This is a genomic window from Bacillus sp. CFBP9009 (genome assembly GCF_036541465.1).
In the GTDB taxonomy this organism is placed as follows: domain Bacteria; phylum Bacillota; class Bacilli; order Bacillales; family DSM-1321; genus Peribacillus.
The window spans coordinates 309,496-326,339 of the sequence record NZ_JAZHFU010000004.1 but is presented as its reverse complement, the minus strand read 5'-3'; the positions used below and the strand labels follow the sequence as shown (position 1 = coordinate 326,339).

The window sequence follows — 16,844 nt, the reverse complement described above, 5'->3', positions numbered from 1 at the left end:
TTATTATTGTATTCAGGAGGTGAAAATGCTCGAAGGCCATCTGGTATTCAGGTGGTTTCAGGAGCATGATGGATATGTTGAAGAAAGTGATGAATGAACGTGGTTTTACACTAATTGAAATGCTTATTGTTTTACTGGTAATTTCCATCCTTTTGATTATAACAATCCCCAATATCACAAAGAACCAATCTACGATTCAGTCCAAAGGATGTGAAGCATTCGTGAAGATGGCCCAAGCACAGGTACAGGCTTATGAGATCGATAATGGTAAACTGCCCGGAAGTATCGGTGAATTGGAGAGTCAAGGCTATCTCAAACAGACATCCTGTCCTAATGGGGATGATATTAGTTTGGATAGTAAAGGAAAGATAACGGTCGTTGAGTAGGAGAGAAGTGAATATACGGCATTCCAATGGGGGGTATACACTATCTGAAACCCTTATTGTCCTCGTTATTTTTGTACTCCTGATTTCCATCGGTCCTAATCTATATCCTAGCTTCACTAAAGGCATGGAAAATAGGCTATTTCTTTCTCAATTCCATGAAGATCTCTTCTATGCACAGCAGTATGCCATCAGTCATGAGAGCTTGATTTACCTCCATATTGATAATGCCAAAAAGGTTTATACCGTTTCGTCTTATAAGGAGGGGATTGTTCTAGAGAGAAGCATACCAAAGGATATTCAGTTTTTAAGTGGCACTTTGGGGTTCAGCTTCCATTTTAATCAGTATGGAAATGCTTCAAAAGCCGGAACGATTATGATTGACACGTCAAAAGGAATGTACAAATTGGTACTCAATATCGGTAAAGGGAGGTTCAGGATTGAGAAATTGTAAAGGTTACGTTTACCTTGAGCTGATGGCCGCATTTTCCATTTGTATTTTCCTTATCCTTGCCATTTTACCGATTCTTGAAGAGTTAATGACGCATCGGAAAGATATTGCCGTAAGGACAGAAGCCCACCATTTATTATATGAAAGATTGACGGCGTTCATGGATGGGGAGATACAAGCAATTGGTCAGGAAATCATTTACAAAAAAAGATCATATGAATTGGTTTGGAAGGACCATGGGGATTTCCCGGGGATGATTGAAGGGTGTGTACGTTATGAAGATGAATCGGGTAATCTTGAATCCATTTGTGATGCTGCGAAAAAATGATGGCTTTACGATGATCGAAATGCTTTTTTCTTTAATAATATTAATGACGACGTCCCTTTTTGTTCTACAGCTTTTTTCAATCATTCACACCCAGATGGGGTCCGTTGATAAATTGCATCCTAAAGAGTGGGAGGTCTTTACCATGCAAATGAAGCAGGAGGTCCGGAGTTCCAAAGCTCAGGATGTAATGGGAAATAAATTATATTTGCTGCTTTCAGATGAACAATTATCATCGCTTGAACAATATGAAGATAAGGTCCGAAGACGAGTGAATGGTATGGGGCATGAGGTCATCTTACAGAACATTTCGAAATTCCGGGTTGAGAAGGATGGCAGTGTCATTGTTATAAATATAACGGATAAAGCAGGGACTACTTTCAGTCGAAGATTTCATCCTTTCTTTAGGAATGTCAGGAAAGTCGATGAATAATCAAAAAGGAGTCGTTTTCCCGATGGTCATGATTGTAGCGAGTGTTTTCATCATGTTCACGATACTAATGATCGATCAGTTTATCATTGATAAAAAGTTTTATAAAGAAGTGGAAGAATCGCTTGTGGCCGACCATCTTGTCCATTTAGCGATCAAGGATGTGACGGCAGAGTGGAGCGAAGAGATCCCAAAAATCATCCAGGGGGAAATTTCATACCCCAATGGTGTGGTGCGGTATTCCTTAATGAAAGAAGAAGGTCCTTACGTCTATATCGAGTTTTCTTCCACGACTAAAAATGACCGCGAGGGAAGGGTCATCATTCAATACGATAAAGAAGCGGGGGAAGTGAAAGAATGGTTGGAAAAGCAGGCTGTGTAATACGATAAATCAACATTCTTTTAAAATGGAAAGCGACAGGTACACGTGTTCAGGGAACAAGCGAAGGAATAAAAGAAACGTAAACGGGGCATACTTTGCATAGGGTGATGATTTTATATGTCTACAAACGCTTATATTAAATATCTGACTCAGCAGCTTGTCGAGTATTTTAATCTAACGAAAAAAGAACGAAAAGAAAAGCGCCGTCACAGAAAAGAGGATAAAAATCATGGTATGTCCCATTGGTTTGGCATTGTCCCTTTTGCTTTGTCGATGTTCGTAAGGAAAAATATCAAAAAATAAAACAGATGTCCTGAATTTAGGGCATCTGTTTTTTTATTGTTCTTTACTTATCCCAATGCCCTATCTGAAAGGTAAAATAACCCTCCGTTGATGATGGATATTCGGATGTTGGGTTCATATTGAGCTTTTAAGGCATCTTTTTCGGTAAAATAGCTCTCACTTTTTTCGTCCATATCCTTGTAAAAATGCTCCAATAAATTCAAGTCATTCTGCCAGCGAAGCATTGCTTCCTCTGCCCAGGAATGGTCATCATCCTCGAAACTGGTCCTGATGTATGTATCCAGTCTTGCCAATCCGCTCTTGGGCATGATGAGCGGTGAAAGCGTAAAGGAGTAATCCGGTATTTTTGGGGTGACCTTTATCGGTAAAACCCGATGGTGAAACCTTTCCATGATCTCACCTGAGATTAAATTCAGACCGATCGACATGAAGGTATCCTTTTTACGGTCGCATTGATAGGATATTTTCACATTCAGGGTCAGCCAAGGAAACAAAGGATTATTTCCCCCTTTTGATGGAGGGGTATCCTCAAAAAGTCTAGTATACCCTGCCAGCTTTTTGGTAGATTGAATAATCTGGTGAAGGCGAGGGGAGCCAAAATGAATCATTTCTCCCTTTAAATCGGATGGAGCTTGTTCTGGATCGGTAATGAAAGTCATCTGGGCTGGGTTCGGAACGCCACCTGTTTTTTCTAGATAATGCCAATAAAAGGGTCTGTTCATTAATTCTTTATCCATATCAATCGTCAATTGGACTGTAAGGTGGGTTGGTGCATTATCCAGTATTTCACAATCATTGGCTTTAAAGTAAGTTATTAAAAAATCATGTATTTCCCGTTGCTGCATGAACCTCACCTTCCTTCATTGATTGAGCGAATTGGATTAACGATGAAAAATTATCCATCTTGATTTTCATTTCGCCCTCTGTTTTGGATTCGCCGACCACATCAATCAAATATTCTTCAATGTTGTTAATATCCAGTTTGGTTAGGATATCATCCAATTCACCGATTACTTTCTCGAATAAATTTATTTTTTCATATAGTAACTTCAGAATATGTTCTTCTACTGTATTTTTCGTGGCAAAGTTATAAATCATCACATCTTCTTCCTGACCAAGGCGGTGTATCCGTCCAATTCTCTGTTCGAGCCTCATCGGGTTCCATGGCAGGTCAAAATTAATCAAGTGATGGCAAAACTGAAGGTTTATCCCTTCCCCGCCAGCTTCTGTTGCAATTAATACCTGTATATTCTTTTGGAATAATTCTCGCATCCAGTCTTTCTTTCCGCGCTTAAAACCGCCTCGGAAAGGAACTGAAGAAATTCCATTCTGCTGTAGGTACCATTGTAGATATAGCTGAGTCGCCCGGTATTCGGTAAAGATAATGACTTTATCATCAATTTTCTTAATCAGTTCCAAAGCTTTTTCAGCCTTGGAGTTTTGAACCGTTTCATTCACTTTAGAAAATAAATCATCAAGCTTTGCCAAAAAGTCAGGGGAAGGCTGATCATATTTATTTTTCATATTCTTTAATGTATAAAAGACCGCCTCTCTGCTGCTGCATGCTTCCCTTTGGAGAGTGAGAGCCGAAAAGGCGCTTCCTTTAGAACCATCCGAAATAGGTTTGAATTTGGAAACAGCATCGTACAATGCTTGTTCCGTTGGAGAAAATTCAATGGTGATGGTCTCCACATGCCGTTTTGTCCATTCAATGCCAGTATCGGCCCGCCGGTTTCGAATCATGACAGTGTTGACAAGTTCCTTTAGGTGTTCATCTTCAATTATGTTACGGCCTTTCCCTTTATACTTTTCCGAAAAAAGTGAGGCATTTCCCAAGTGGCCCGGTTTCAATAACGAAACGAGGTGGAAAATTTCCTCGACTTTATTTTGAATCGGAGTGGCTGTCAGGAGTAAACAAAATTTCTTTTTCAAATTTTGGACGAATTCATAGTTCTTCGTTTTATTATTTTTAAGTTTATGAGCTTCATCAATAATGATGAAGTCGTATTCCTGCTTGAAAATGATATCTCGATGTGGAGCGCGTTTCGCTGTATCAATGGATGAAATGACCACATCACAGGAGTCCCAAACATAGCTTTTTCTCTGAACGACTGCCGGTATATGAAACTTGGTATTCAATTCAAAAGCCCATTGTGTGACAAGGGAAGCCGGAACAAGGATCAATACTTTTTTTACAAGGCCCCTAATCATATATTCTTTTAGGATCAATCCAGCTTCAATTGTTTTTCCGAGCCCTACCTCATCAGCTAAAATGGCCTTTCCATTCATCTTTTCCACCACTTGCTTCGCTGCTTCCAATTGATGCGGAAGCGGGGTTAACTGCGGGAGGTGCTTGGGCGCCTGTAAACCTTCAAAATCAGGGATGATAAGATTTTCCTCCATTTGAACCGCCAGCTTATAAAGCTCCCAATTTCCCCATGGACCGTCATTTTCCATCTTTTGCAGAAACTCGTCATTCCATTCAGAATTGAAGGATATATTGATTTTCATAGAAATAACTCCTCTTAAATCATAATTTCCTTAATATAAGGTCAAAACCCGAACATTTCATATGTGAAGTAAGAAAAATATTTCTCTTCAAAAGATATTGCAGAGATAAGTTTCTTAGGGTAGGATATAAGTATATTTAGAAAATTCCAATTTCCAAACGCTACAAAGAATCTTTGTACATCGATTTTGCAGTTCGCGTTTTCTTAGTATGGGCTATAGGCTCCTAATTTATCCAAGATTACTGAAGGAGACCAATCAAACGGTTTCTGAAGTTTCAGGAGAATTGGCAGAGAATGCATTCCACGATGCTCAGGGGTTTTACCGATGCTTGGTGGCTTATTCGCTTCCTTTCATTGGTAGACCATTTATATGCGGGTGAAGATAAGGGGAGAGACTACGGATGTAGCGCCGAAGGAGCAAACTTAGCAGTGAATCTCTCAGGCAAAAGAACTCTTATTGGACGCAACTCTGGAGAGCGCCGCCCGTTTTGGGACGGCCACCAAAGGGGAAAACCTATTACATAGGTAAACTTTCAGGTTTCAGGACAGAGAAAAAGCTCAAACGGGCTTTCTCTGTCCTTTTTTGTGCTTTTTTCACATCATGAATCAGGATATATCTGATGCGTAATGACAAGAAGCTTTTGATAATGAAGCCAATTAATTTAAAAAAATCTGAAGGGGGTCATTTTTTGACCAATTTAAAAAGAACACCACTATTTGAGGTTTATCGTGAATACGGAGGTAAAACGATTGATTTTGGCGGCTGGGAACTTCCTGTCCAATTTTCGGGTATAAAGGATGAACATGAAGCCGTACGTACAAAAGCGGGGTTATTCGATGTTTCACATATGGGTGAAGTCGATGTTAAGGGTCCCGGAAGCCTTTCCTTTTTACAGAAGATGCTGACTAATGATATATCAAAGCTGAAACAGGGCGGTGCCCAATATACCGCCATGTGTTATGAAAACGGAGGCACGGTTGATGATCTCATCGTGTATAAAAGGGCTGAGGATGACTATCTGCTCGTGGTCAATGCTGCGAACACAGAAAAAGATTTCAATTGGCTGCAAGCTCATTTACCGGAAGATGTCCAAATCAAGAATGTATCTAGTGACTATACACAGCTGGCACTTCAAGGACCATCTGCAGAGAAGATTTTACAAAAACTATCGGGAAATACTGCTTTAAGTGAAATTGGATTTTTCAAGTTCAAGGAAAATGTCATGATTAACGGCATTTCTACGATGGTATCCCGTACTGGATACACTGGTGAGGATGGCTTTGAGATATATAGTGACAGTGAAAATGGTCCCGCCCTTTGGAAGGCGATTATGGATGCCGGAAACGAAGATGGAGTTCAGCCGATTGGTTTAGGTGCTCGTGATACCTTGCGTTTTGAAGCAAAACTGCCGTTGTATGGGCAGGAGCTTTCAGCGGACATCACCCCGATAGAAGCCGGGATTGGTTTTGCAGTAAAAGTCGATAAGGAAGCTGATTTTTTCGGGAAAGCCGTTCTTGCTGAGCAAAAGGAGAAAGGAGCTCCCCGCAAGCTTGTGGGAATTGAAATGATTGACCGTGGCATTCCACGTCATGGGTATAAGGTCTACAGCGGTGATAAAGTCATTGGCGAGGTCACGACCGGTACCCAATCACCAACGTTGAAGAAAAACGTGGGTTTGGTACTTATCGATAAGGAATTTTCGGTGCTGGATGCGGAAGTCGAAGTGGAAATCCGTTCCAAACGTTTGAAAGCCGTTATAATACAAACACCTTTTTATAAAAAACCACGTAAATAGAGGGGAATGGTCATTAGATGAAACATCGTTATTTACCCATGACAGAGCAAGATAAACAAGAAATGCTGAAAGCGATAGGGGTATCCACTGCTGAAGAACTTTTCAATGATATCCCTGAAAGCGTTCGTTTTCAAGGAGAATACGATATCAAGCCTGCTAAATCGGAACCTGCATTAATGAAAGAATTATCAAGGCTTGCTGCCAAGAATGCGGATCTTAAAAACTATGCTTCCTTCCTTGGTGCGGGTGTCTATGACCATTATGCACCGGTCATAGTCGATCATGTTCTATCCCGTTCTGAATTTTACACGGCTTATACACCCTATCAGCCTGAAATTTCACAGGGCGAGCTTCAGGCCATCTTTGAATATCAAACGATGATATGTGAATTGACGGGCATGGATGTGGCTAACTCCTCCATGTATGACGGCGGGACAGCGCTAGCTGAAGCAGCCATGCTAGCTTCAGGCCAGACACGACGCAAGAAGATTCTCATTTCAGGAGCCGTTCATCCTGAATCAAGAGAAGTCGTTAAGACATATGCGAAAGGGCAACGCGTGGAAGTGGTCGAAATTCCTTTTAAAGACGGTGTGACGGACTTAGCTGCGTTAAGGGAATTGGCGAATGATGACATTGCAGGAGTGATCGTGCAATATCCGAACTTTTTTGGCCGCATCGAGCCATTGAAAGAAATGGAGGAAATCATTCATGGCGTCAAGTCGATGTTTATCGTTTCCAGTAACCCGCTTGCATTGGGAGCTTTGACATCCCCTGGTGCACTCGGTGCAGATATCGTAACGGGGGATGCTCAGCCATTCGGCATTCCAGCGGCATTCGGTGGACCTCATTGTGGATATTTTGCCGTTACTAATAAACTTGTTCGGAAAGTTCCGGGCCGACTCGTCGGTCAAACAGTGGATGAAAATGGTAAAAGGGGATTCGTACTGACGCTTCAAGCTCGTGAACAGCACATTCGCCGTGACAAAGCCACATCAAACATTTGTTCCAATCAAGCTTTGAATGCGTTGGCGGCTTCTGTTGCAATGACCGCGCTTGGTAAAAAGGGTGTCAAAGAAATGGCCGTGCAAAATATTCAAAAAGCGCATTATGCGAAAACAGCAATTATGGCAAAAGGGGTGGAAGTGATATTCGACGGTCCTTCGTTCAATGAATTTATCATTAAACTGCCTGCTTCGTTTTCAGAAATCAATAAAAACCTTTTTGAAAAAGGGATGATCGGCGGCTTTGATTTAGGGACGGTTTATCCTGAGCTGAAAGACCATATGCTGGTTGCGGTAACTGAACTTAGAACAAAAGAAGAAATTGATGCACTTGCGCAGGAATTGGGGGATCAACATGAATAATCAAGATCAATCACTCATTTTTGAAATCAGTACTTCCGGTCGAATCGGGTACAGTCTGCCAGAAATGGATGTTGCAACTATTCCGCTCGAAGAAATTCTTCCTGCCGACTACATCCGTGAAGAAGAGGCAGAGCTGCCTGAGGTGTCCGAACTGGATATCATGCGTCACTATACAGCACTCTCCAAACGGAATCATGGGGTGGATTCGGGTTTTTATCCGCTGGGTTCATGCACGATGAAATATAATCCGAAAATAAATGAAAACGTGGCACGCTTCAACGGCTTTGCCCATATCCATCCATATCAAGATCCGGCTACCGTTCAGGGAGCATTGGGACTCTTATTTGATTTGCAGGAACACTTAACGGAAATCACCGGGATGGACCAAGTGACATTACAGCCTGCAGCAGGTGCACATGGTGAGTGGACAGGGTTAATGATGATTCGCGCTTTTCACGAAGCGAATGGCGATACAGAACGGACGAAAGTGATTGTACCTGATTCTGCACACGGTACGAATCCTGCCTCTGCCACTGTTGCCGGACTTGAAACGATTACAGTGAAATCCGATGAAAATGGATTAGTCGACCTTGAAGATTTAAAGCGTGTTGTCGGACCTGATACGGCGGCCTTGATGCTGACGAACCCCAATACATTGGGATTGTTTGAAGAAAACATTTTGGAAATGGCACAACTTGTCCATGATGCAGGTGGGAAGCTTTATTATGACGGAGCCAATCTGAATGCAGTCCTATCAAAAGCACGCCCGGGTGACATGGGCTTTGATGTGGTTCACTTAAATCTCCATAAAACATTCACAGGTCCGCATGGCGGCGGCGGTCCGGGTTCCGGCCCGGTAGGAGTGAAGGCTGACTTGATTCCTTACTTGCCTAAACCGCTTGTGGTCAAACAAGGGGAGCAATTCGTTCTTGATTATGATCGTCCGCAATCGATTGGCAGGGTAAAACCTTATTATGGTAATTTCGGGATAAACGTGAGGGCATATACGTACATTCGTTCAATGGGTCCTGATGGCCTTAAAGCCGTCACCGAGAATGCTGTTATCAATGCCAATTATATGATGCGTAGGTTGGAACCTTATTTTGACCTGCCATATAATCGTCATTGTAAGCACGAATTCGTATTAAGCGGACGCCGGCAAAAGAAATTGGGGGTAAGGACTCTCGATATAGCCAAAAGATTGCTGGATTTCGGGTATCATCCTCCAACCATTTACTTCCCGTTGAACGTGGAAGAAGGAATGATGATAGAACCGACTGAAACCGAGTCAAAAGAAACGCTGGATGCGTTCATTGATGCGATGATCCAGATTGCCAAGGAAGCGGAAGAAACCCCTGAAATCGTCCAGGAAGCTCCGCATACAACCGTTATAAAGCGGCTTGATGAAACTCTTGCTGCAAGAAAACCTGTTCTGCGTTATCAAGCCTAGATTGATAGCTTATACGAAAAAAAATCCCTGCCTGCCGGTGGGGATTTTTCATGTTTATGTAAGATTTCATTAAAGTCCAACAGTTAACTTTCTTTTCCTTGAGCTATTGAATTAAAAAGAGCCCATGCGGAGATGGGGTCTTATTTCTTTGCTTTGATTTTCCCGGTCCACATTTTGAAACCGCCCTTTAGGTGAAAAAGTTCCCTGTAGCCCTTTTTGTATAGCAAGGCTGCAGCTCTGCCGCTGATGATTTCGCTTTGAGCGTACAAATATACAGGCTTGTCCGGCCTAATTTCGACCAAGCGTGTTTTCATTTGAGTCATAGGGATGTTTCTTGCGCCTAAGATATGACCATTATCGAAATCATTCGGTTCCCGCACATCGATTAGCTGCACTTTTCTGTAGTTAGCGATAAATTCGTCCTGTGTTAGTGTTTTAACGATTTTACGCTGGCGGTACCAATTAAAAAGTGAATACGCAATAACCACTCCTAAGATGATGAGCAGTGTATATAATATTTCCAAACATAAAAACTCCCTTCTACCTTAACAAATACAGACAATCTTTATTATATAATTGCTTTACCCAATAATCAAAAAGAATTTTCATCAAATTCTTCATCGACTTGATAGCACTTTCTTTTTTAGAGTGTTAAAGTCTGTTAAACTACTACATGTGAGTTTTTTGTGGGGTATTGAAAAACAGTCTATCGAAACGAGGGGTAAGGATGACTAAAGATAAATGGGGTTTTATAGATTCGGGGTATTGTTCACCGGCTTTTAATATGGCGCTGGACGAAGCGCTGTTAAACTGGCAAAGCAAAGGGGAAATTCCGCCAATCATACGCTTTTACGGCTGGGATCCAGCTACATTGTCGATCGGTTATTTTCAAAAGGCAGAAGCGGAAATTGATATGGAAGAGGTCAAAAGGCAGGGCCTTGGTTTTGTTCGCAGGCCAACAGGAGGACGAGCGGTACTGCACGAGCATGAATTGACTTATAGCGTAATCGTTCCAGAATCCTATCCGGGAATGCCGACTACCGTTACTGAAGCATATCGTGTCATTTCTGAAGGAATATTAATGGGGTTCAGGAATCTGGGATTGGATGCTTATTTTGCCGTGCCTCGAACCGATCAGGAAAAAGCGGCTTTAAAATCGCCCAGATCTTCGGTCTGCTTTGATGCTCCAAGCTGGTATGAACTGGTCGTTGAGGGCAGGAAGGTCGCTGGCAGCGCTCAAACCAGGCAAAAAGGCGTCATCCTTCAGCACGGGTCCATTTTGCTTGAACTGGATGATGATAAGCTCTTTAGCGTATTTAAATTCTCAAATGACAGGGTTAAAGAGAGAATGCAAAAAAACCTAAAAAACAAAGCTGTGGCCATAAATGACATTGCCGGGAGAAAGATTACCATCCCTGAAGCGAAAGAAGCTTTTGAAAAAGGTTTTGCCGAAGGACTTTCGATCGATTTAGAGCCATACGTCCTCACCGAAAAGCAATTGCTGGAAGTGAAGGCCATTGCAGAAAGCAAATATGAAAGCGATGAATGGAATTTCATGAGATAGAGGAAGCATAATCAGAGTGGATAATAAAAAAGTTTTTTCAGATTTGTTTGACCAAATAACACATCCCTTGCAGGGATAAGCCCTAAAAGGGATGGGGAAAAAGCAAGGTCCAAATTAATTGAAATCTGATGAAAAATTATTGTAAATCGACATTTTCCTCCCTTTTGCTAACTATATTAATTGATTTATCGTTTGACAAAATAAAAAGTTATTCAAAACAAACACAATATATAGTGGTTGAAATATTTAATACTACACTATATGTTGATTTTTGAGTTTCGCTATGATAAATTTAGGGTACTTGTTAAGCGAAACGGACATGTAAGGCTACATAAGGATTTTTGCGGCAGCAAGAACGGATCTTGAAACATATAAAGGAGAGGGAATTATGTCGGTTGTAATAAAAGAAGCTTTAAAGGTTGATCTAGAAAGGTTGAATAAGGATATTTCTTTATTTCCCCAGGTTCACCCTGTAACGGCTGATATGAAAATGGCGCATAAGGGAGTGTCCCGTCTAGTCATGCTTGACCGCTATTCTTTTAAGGATACTGAAAAAATCACACTCTCGGCAGGCGATTTCGTCGTGTTGACGATTAAGGAAGATCCGAAATTCCCGGCAAGGGGTCTCGGTTACATCGTTGAAATAGATTGGGAAACCAAAAAAGCGAAGGTTTTGGTGGATGAAGAATTCCGTGGCGTTCTGGATAATCCGGAAGAAATGGAGACGGGAATTGTAAACCGTCCTTTGGATATTATCGAAAAGCCGCTTGAAATATACTATGAACAAATTGCGAAACGTAATGCAACGGGATTGGCATCAGTGGAAACCACGGAAGAGAAGAGAACGGAATGGTTCAATAAATTCTATGAAGAATTAAAGAACCTTAATTTTGTCCCGGCAGGACGAGTATTATATGGTGCAGGTTCCAATACGGATGTTACTTATTTCAACTGCTATGTAATGCCATTCGTACCGGATTCACGTGAAGGTATTTCAGAACATAGGAAACAAGTGATGGAAATCATGAGCCGCGGCGGCGGAGTGGGAACGAACGGGTCGACACTGCGTCCAAGAAACACTTTGGCAAAAGGCGTAAACGGAAAATCCTCTGGTTCAGTGTCATGGCTTGACGATATTGCGAAACTGACGCATCTTGTTGAACAGGGCGGTAGCAGACGCGGCGCGCAAATGATCATGCTTGCTGATTGGCATCCTGATATTGCAGAGTTCATCATTTCTAAAATGCAAAACCCAAGGATTCTGCGTTACCTAGTGGAAAACACTAAAGATGAAGCCATCAAGAAATATGCGACGGATAAATTGAAATTCACGCCGCACACGGAACAGGAAACGGCTATGTATCAAGGGATCATCAATTATAAGGAGATTCCTGGCCAAGGCGGATTTAGCGAGAAAATCATTAGGGATGCAGAGGAAAAGCTCCGTACAGGGGGAACGTACAGTGTCCATAATTCTGATTTTCTGACTGGAGCCAACATCTCGATTTGCCTGACTAAGGAATTCATGGAAGCGGCGGAACAAGATGCGGAATACGAATTGCGTTTTCCTGATGTTGAAAGCTATAATGCCGAAGAAATGGCCATTTACAATGAAGAGTGGCATAATGTCGGTGATGTTCGTGAATGGGAGAAAATGGGTCACAAAGTCCGTGTTTACCGTAAAATCAGAGCTAAAGAGCTTTGGAATTTAATAAACATTTGTGCAACATATTCTGCTGAACCAGGTATTTTCTTTATCGATAATGCTAATGAAATGACGAATGCCAAAGCATACGGTCAACAGGTCGTAGCGACGAACCCTTGTGGAGAACAGCCATTGGCTCCGTATTCAGTATGTAACCTTGCGGCAGTCAATCTGGCTGAGATGGCTGATAAAGAAAGCAAAACGGTTAATTTCGAGAAACTTAAGCAGACTGTCGAAGTCGGTGTGCGTATGCAGGACAATGTCATTGACGCAACTCCTTATTTCTTGGATGAAAACAAAAAACAGGCTCTAGGCGAGCGACGGGTTGGACTTGGTGTAATGGGTCTGCATGACCTTTTGATCTACTGTGAGACGGAATATGGCTCTGAAGAAGGAAATATCCTGGTTGACAAGGTGTTTGAAACGATTGCGACGACAGCTTACAGGGCTTCCGTGGAACTTGCTAAAGAAAAAGGCAGTTTCCCGTTCCTGATCGGGTCAACGGACAAAGAAACCGAGGAGCTTAGAACACGTTTCACACAAACCGGATTTATGGAAAAAATGCCTGAAGATATAAGGGAAAGTGTTGCTGCACATGGCATCCGTAACTCTCATTTATTGACAGTGGCTCCTACAGGAAGCACAGGAACGATGGTTGGGGTATCAACAGGTCTTGAACCATATTTCTCTTTCACGTATTTCCGCAGCGGCCGTCTTGGTAAATTCATTGAAGTTAAGGCTGACATTGTACAGGAATACTTGGACCGTCATCCAGAAGCCGATACAGAAGAGCTTCCAAAATGGTTCATTTCCGCTATGGAATTAGCTCCAGAGGCACATGCTGATGTTCAATGCATCATTCAACGCTGGATTGACAGCTCGATCAGTAAAACGGTAAATGCTCCAAAAGGATATACTGTCGAACAAGTTGAAAAAGTATATGAACGTCTATACAAAGGCGGAGCAAAAGGCGGTACTGTATATGTGGATGGCAGCCGTGACAGTCAGGTTCTTACGCTCAAAGCGGAAGAAAACCAAATGGACGAGCAGCTTGAAATGGATGAATTGACAGATGTGGAAGTAAAGAAAAAAGTCGTATTGGTCGATACGATAAATGAACTGCGTTCGACTAACGTTACGATTGGGTCTGAAGTGGGCAACACTTGCCCGGTGTGCCGTAAAGGCGAAGTCCAGGAAATGGGCGGATGCAATACTTGCACGAATTGCGGAGCACAATTAAAATGCGGGCTATAAGCTGATGTAAGGGAAGTCGTTAAGTATGCTGCAAAGCTATCTTAACGGCTTTTTTTAGTGTCTTAAATGTTTGTTAGTGACAGTCTGTTATACCAATAGAGAAGACCGAATCATCGTAAATTCGGTCTTCTTTTCGCGTTCAATCAACCATTTTCATTTTGCTGCCCTATTTCCTTTTCGGCTAGATATTGGTTGCCATCTTTTAATACCGAAAATTCATCGACCGAGTCTCCCGGTATATTCCTTGGATTTGGAAATTTATTATCTGTTTGGACGGTGATCGTTTGTTTTCCCATTCCATTTGTCAAGAAGTCTCGTTTATTAGCCATATCGCATCTCCTTCATTTTGAATTTCCAAGTAAAAACAATCATGAGGATAAAAGAATAAAGAAAAACTATCCTTATGAATTAGATTGTGTAGTTCGATTGAAAGTATGAACAAACTCGAAAAAAGAATGGAGATCGAAATGAACCCATTTATGCCACAGTTAGTATATATTGAGCCAAGGGCACTGGAATACCCGCTTGGCCGGGAATTGAAGAAGAAATTCGAAGATTTGAACATTGAAATCCGTGAGACCACATCGCATAACCAAATTAGGGATCTTCCTGGAGAAAATGATCTGCAAAAATATCGTGTCGCCAAATCGACGCTCGTGGTAGGAATCAGAAAAACATTGAAATTCGATTCTTCAAAGCCATCTGCTGAATATGCCATCCCTCTTGCTACCGGGTGCATGGGGCATTGTCACTATTGTTATTTACAGACGACACTCGGATCAAAGCCATATATTCGGACATATGTGAATCTTGACGAGATTTTCGAGGCAGCCGAAAAATATATAAATGAGAGAAAGCCTGAAATTACCCGTTTTGAGGCAGCCTGTACATCGGATATCGTCGGAATTGATCATTTGACACATTCGCTAAAAAGGGCCATAGAGTATTTTGGGAAAAGTGAATATGGGGTTCTAAGGTTCGTCACTAAATTCCATCATGTCGATCATCTGTTGGATGCTGAACATAATGGAAAAACGAGATTTCGGTTCAGTATAAATTCACGTTATGTGATAAAGAATTTCGAACCCGGGACTTCGAGCTTCGAAGAACGGATGGAAGCGGCACGTAAAGTGGCAGGTGCCGGATATCCCCTGGGTTTTATCGTAGCTCCAATATACCGTCATGAAGCATGGAAGGAGGGCTACCATGAATTATTCGAACGGTTGGGTGAGGCCTTAAAAGGGGTGGATATCCCTGACTTGACTTTCGAATTAATCCAGCATCGGTTCACTGGTCCAGCAAAAAAAGTGATTCAAAAAAACTATCCGAAAACAAAATTGGAACTGGACGAAACGAAGCGTAAATATAAATGGGGCCGATATGGAATTGGTAAATATGTTTATCAAAACGAAGAAGCGGCAGAACTGGAAACGACCATTCGTGGGTATATAGCGGAATACTTCCCGAAAGCGGAAATTCAGTATTTTACCTGAATCAAGGCAATTTTCTTTTTAAAACTGTCATAAATCGCTCTAATCCTGCTTAGAAATGTAAAGACCGGATTAGGGGAGGGCAGCTATGATTATTGACGGCGTTTTTTCCGGAGGCGGGATTAAAGGCTATGGTTTAGTGGGAGCCCTGCAGGAATTAGAAGAAAAGGGATTTGTATTCCATCGAACAGCAGGTACGAGTGCAGGATCCATAATTGCAGCATTCGTAGCGGCTGGGTACACGGGAAAAGAAATAGAAAAGCTTTTTCTTGATATAGATTTAAGCGGCCTGCTGGATAAAAGGCGTGGTCTTTTGCCTATCCCATTTGCCAAATGGCTCCTTTTATACTGGAAACTGGGCCTTTATAAAGGCAACGCCTTGGAAGCATGGGTCGCCGGTAAACTTGCCGAAAGGAATGTAGTCACCTTTAAGGATGTTCGACCGAAATCACTCCGTATCATAACCTCTGACATTTCAAATGGGAAATTGGTCGTACTGCCTGATGATTTGCCTAATTATGGAATTGACCCGAGCGCTTTTCCAGTGGCAAAGGCAGTAAGAATGAGTTGCAGCATTCCGTATTTCTTTGAGCCAGTCAAACTTAATGTCGGAAAAAGCAAGTTCCTTTTTGTTGATGGAGGTGTGTTAAGCAATTTTCCAATGTGGTTATTCAATTCAGATCATGTTAGAAAGGAAAGACCGGTCATTGGCTTGCGGTTAAGTGTCGATGAGATATGGAAACCGCATGAGGTGGATAATGCGGTTGAATTGTTCTCCGCACTATTCAAAACGATGAAAGATGCCCATGATGCACGGTATATTTCCAAGAAACACGTCCATAATATTGTATTTATCCCGATGAAGGGAATTTCTGCAATGGATTTCAATCTGAATGATGAAAAAAAGGGTGAATTGATCAATAGGGGCAGGCAGTGCACGAAAGAATTCCTTAAAAAATGGACATATTGATGATATAAGTAAAAAATCGGGCTCTTAAAAAGAAGCCCGATTTTTCTTTTTATTCTTTTTCCCTTCGATGACGGTTAAGTGACTATCCGTTTTCTTTCTCCATTTAATTTTCTTTGATGATTTTGCTGCAGAGAAGCTAGCCACATTATCTTTTTTCGAAGTTCGGTTTTTTAGCCTTTTTTTCGATTGGCGGGCAGCCTTTCGGAATGCTTGCTGCTCTTTTTTAACTGGTTTTCCCTTTGTTAATCCGGTATAAATCATATAAATAATCCCTGCGACAATGGCTATTATGAGAATGTTCCTAAAAAAGCCAATCGGGTCATTAAATAGTCGGCTCAATAGTCCGAGGACTCCGAGGGCGATGATTCCGTATATCATGAAAGATATGAAACGTTTCAACAAAGACACCTCCTTAAGAGCATCATAAGCATTTTTAGCTTATTTTAAACATTCTTAATGTAAAATAT

Annotated in this window: 18 protein-coding genes and 2 riboswitches; of the genes, 13 read left to right on the top strand and 5 right to left on the bottom strand. The window is 41.7% G+C overall.

Annotated features, from left to right (window positions below):
• Positions 1-74: 74 nt before the first annotated feature.
• The 6 genes from comGC to V3595_RS14690 all read left to right on the top strand — a co-directional run bounded on the left by comGC (position 75) and on the right by V3595_RS14690 (position 2,274).
• The gene (comGC, locus tag V3595_RS14715) at positions 75-386 is read left to right on the top strand and encodes a competence type IV pilus major pilin ComGC (RefSeq protein ID WP_284702791.1); all 312 of its coding nucleotides are present in this window, start codon (positions 75-77) and stop codon (positions 384-386) included.
• 7 nt (positions 387-393) lie between these two features.
• Positions 394-837, top strand: coding sequence for a competence type IV pilus minor pilin ComGD (gene comGD / locus V3595_RS14710; protein WP_402897633.1), 444 nt, complete (start codon positions 394-396; stop codon positions 835-837).
• Complete coding sequence (locus V3595_RS14705) at positions 824-1,162, top strand: hypothetical protein (protein ID WP_485907937.1); 339 nt, start codon at positions 824-826, stop codon at positions 1,160-1,162. Before comGD ends, V3595_RS14705 begins: the two co-directional genes overlap by 14 nt.
• Positions 1,110-1,592: a competence type IV pilus minor pilin ComGF gene (gene comGF / locus V3595_RS14700; RefSeq protein ID WP_485907935.1), complete on the top strand. Its 483-nt coding sequence runs from the start codon at positions 1,110-1,112 to the stop codon at positions 1,590-1,592. Before V3595_RS14705 ends, comGF begins: the two co-directional genes overlap by 53 nt.
• Positions 1,585-1,971 (top strand): competence type IV pilus minor pilin ComGG, encoded by a 387-nt coding sequence (comGG, locus tag V3595_RS14695; protein WP_485907933.1) that lies wholly within the window; start codon positions 1,585-1,587, stop codon positions 1,969-1,971. The genes comGF and comGG overlap by 8 nt, the downstream gene beginning before the upstream one ends.
• Positions 1,972-2,088: 117 nt before the next feature.
• On the top strand, positions 2,089-2,274 hold the full coding sequence (locus tag V3595_RS14690) for a YqzE family protein (RefSeq protein WP_063233067.1): 186 nt from the start codon (positions 2,089-2,091) through the stop codon (positions 2,272-2,274).
• Between the two features lie 47 nt (positions 2,275-2,321).
• On the opposite strand, the gene V3595_RS14685 is transcribed toward V3595_RS14690, so the two are convergent.
• Positions 2,322-3,119, bottom strand: a complete 798-nt coding sequence (locus V3595_RS14685; RefSeq protein WP_485890202.1) for a YqhG family protein — start codon at positions 3,117-3,119, stop codon at positions 2,322-2,324.
• On the bottom strand, positions 3,097-4,785 hold the full coding sequence (locus V3595_RS14680; protein ID WP_402897623.1) for a DEAD/DEAH box helicase: 1,689 nt from the start codon (positions 4,783-4,785) through the stop codon (positions 3,097-3,099). The genes V3595_RS14685 and V3595_RS14680 overlap by 23 nt, the downstream gene beginning before the upstream one ends.
• A gap of 375 nt (positions 4,786-5,160) precedes the next feature.
• Positions 5,161-5,248, top strand: a riboswitch (glycine riboswitch).
• A gap of 3 nt (positions 5,249-5,251) precedes the next feature.
• Positions 5,252-5,335, top strand: a riboswitch (glycine riboswitch).
• Between the two features lie 138 nt (positions 5,336-5,473).
• Here V3595_RS14680 and gcvT point away from each other — a divergent pair.
• The 3 genes from gcvT to gcvPB are packed head-to-tail and all read left to right on the top strand — an operon-like array spanning position 5,474 to position 9,394.
• Positions 5,474-6,580, top strand: coding sequence for a glycine cleavage system aminomethyltransferase GcvT (gcvT, locus tag V3595_RS14675; protein WP_485907930.1), 1,107 nt, complete (start codon positions 5,474-5,476; stop codon positions 6,578-6,580).
• A gap of 17 nt (positions 6,581-6,597) precedes the next feature.
• On the top strand, positions 6,598-7,944 hold the full coding sequence (gene gcvPA / locus V3595_RS14670; RefSeq protein WP_485907929.1) for an aminomethyl-transferring glycine dehydrogenase subunit GcvPA: 1,347 nt from the start codon (positions 6,598-6,600) through the stop codon (positions 7,942-7,944).
• A complete protein-coding gene (gene gcvPB / locus V3595_RS14665) occupies positions 7,937-9,394 on the top strand; it encodes an aminomethyl-transferring glycine dehydrogenase subunit GcvPB (RefSeq protein ID WP_402897616.1) in 1,458 nt (485 codons plus the stop codon). Before gcvPA ends, gcvPB begins: the two co-directional genes overlap by 8 nt.
• Positions 9,395-9,534: 140 nt before the next feature.
• On the opposite strand, the gene V3595_RS14660 is transcribed toward gcvPB, so the two are convergent.
• Positions 9,535-9,918, bottom strand: a complete 384-nt coding sequence (locus tag V3595_RS14660) for a rhodanese-like domain-containing protein (RefSeq protein WP_485907927.1) — start codon at positions 9,916-9,918, stop codon at positions 9,535-9,537.
• A 203-nt stretch (positions 9,919-10,121) separates the two neighbouring features.
• Here V3595_RS14660 and V3595_RS14655 point away from each other — a divergent pair, with 203 nt between their 5' ends.
• The gene (locus V3595_RS14655) at positions 10,122-10,958 is read left to right on the top strand and encodes a lipoate--protein ligase family protein (RefSeq protein ID WP_402897614.1); all 837 of its coding nucleotides are present in this window, start codon (positions 10,122-10,124) and stop codon (positions 10,956-10,958) included.
• Between the two features lie 388 nt (positions 10,959-11,346).
• Entirely contained in the window at positions 11,347-13,917 is a 2,571-nt protein-coding gene (locus V3595_RS14650) for a vitamin B12-dependent ribonucleotide reductase (RefSeq protein ID WP_485907925.1), read from the top strand.
• A 143-nt stretch (positions 13,918-14,060) separates the two neighbouring features.
• On the opposite strand, the gene V3595_RS14645 is transcribed toward V3595_RS14650, so the two are convergent.
• Positions 14,061-14,246: a hypothetical protein gene (locus V3595_RS14645; protein WP_048688331.1), complete on the bottom strand. Its 186-nt coding sequence runs from the start codon at positions 14,244-14,246 to the stop codon at positions 14,061-14,063.
• Between the two features lie 138 nt (positions 14,247-14,384).
• Here V3595_RS14645 and splB point away from each other — a divergent pair, with 138 nt between their 5' ends.
• Positions 14,385-15,410, top strand: a complete 1,026-nt coding sequence (splB, locus tag V3595_RS14640) for a spore photoproduct lyase (protein WP_485907972.1) — start codon at positions 14,385-14,387, stop codon at positions 15,408-15,410.
• Positions 15,411-15,495: 85 nt separating this feature from the next.
• Positions 15,496-16,377 carry a patatin-like phospholipase family protein gene (locus tag V3595_RS14635; protein ID WP_485907924.1) on the top strand — a complete coding sequence of 294 codons (882 nt, stop codon included), beginning with the start codon at positions 15,496-15,498 and terminating at the stop codon, positions 16,375-16,377.
• Between the two features lie 24 nt (positions 16,378-16,401).
• Here V3595_RS14635 and V3595_RS14630 read toward each other — a convergent pair whose 3' ends face one another.
• Positions 16,402-16,776: an SA1362 family protein gene (locus tag V3595_RS14630; protein WP_048677789.1), complete on the bottom strand. Its 375-nt coding sequence runs from the start codon at positions 16,774-16,776 to the stop codon at positions 16,402-16,404.
• Positions 16,777-16,844: the final 68 nt, after the last annotated feature.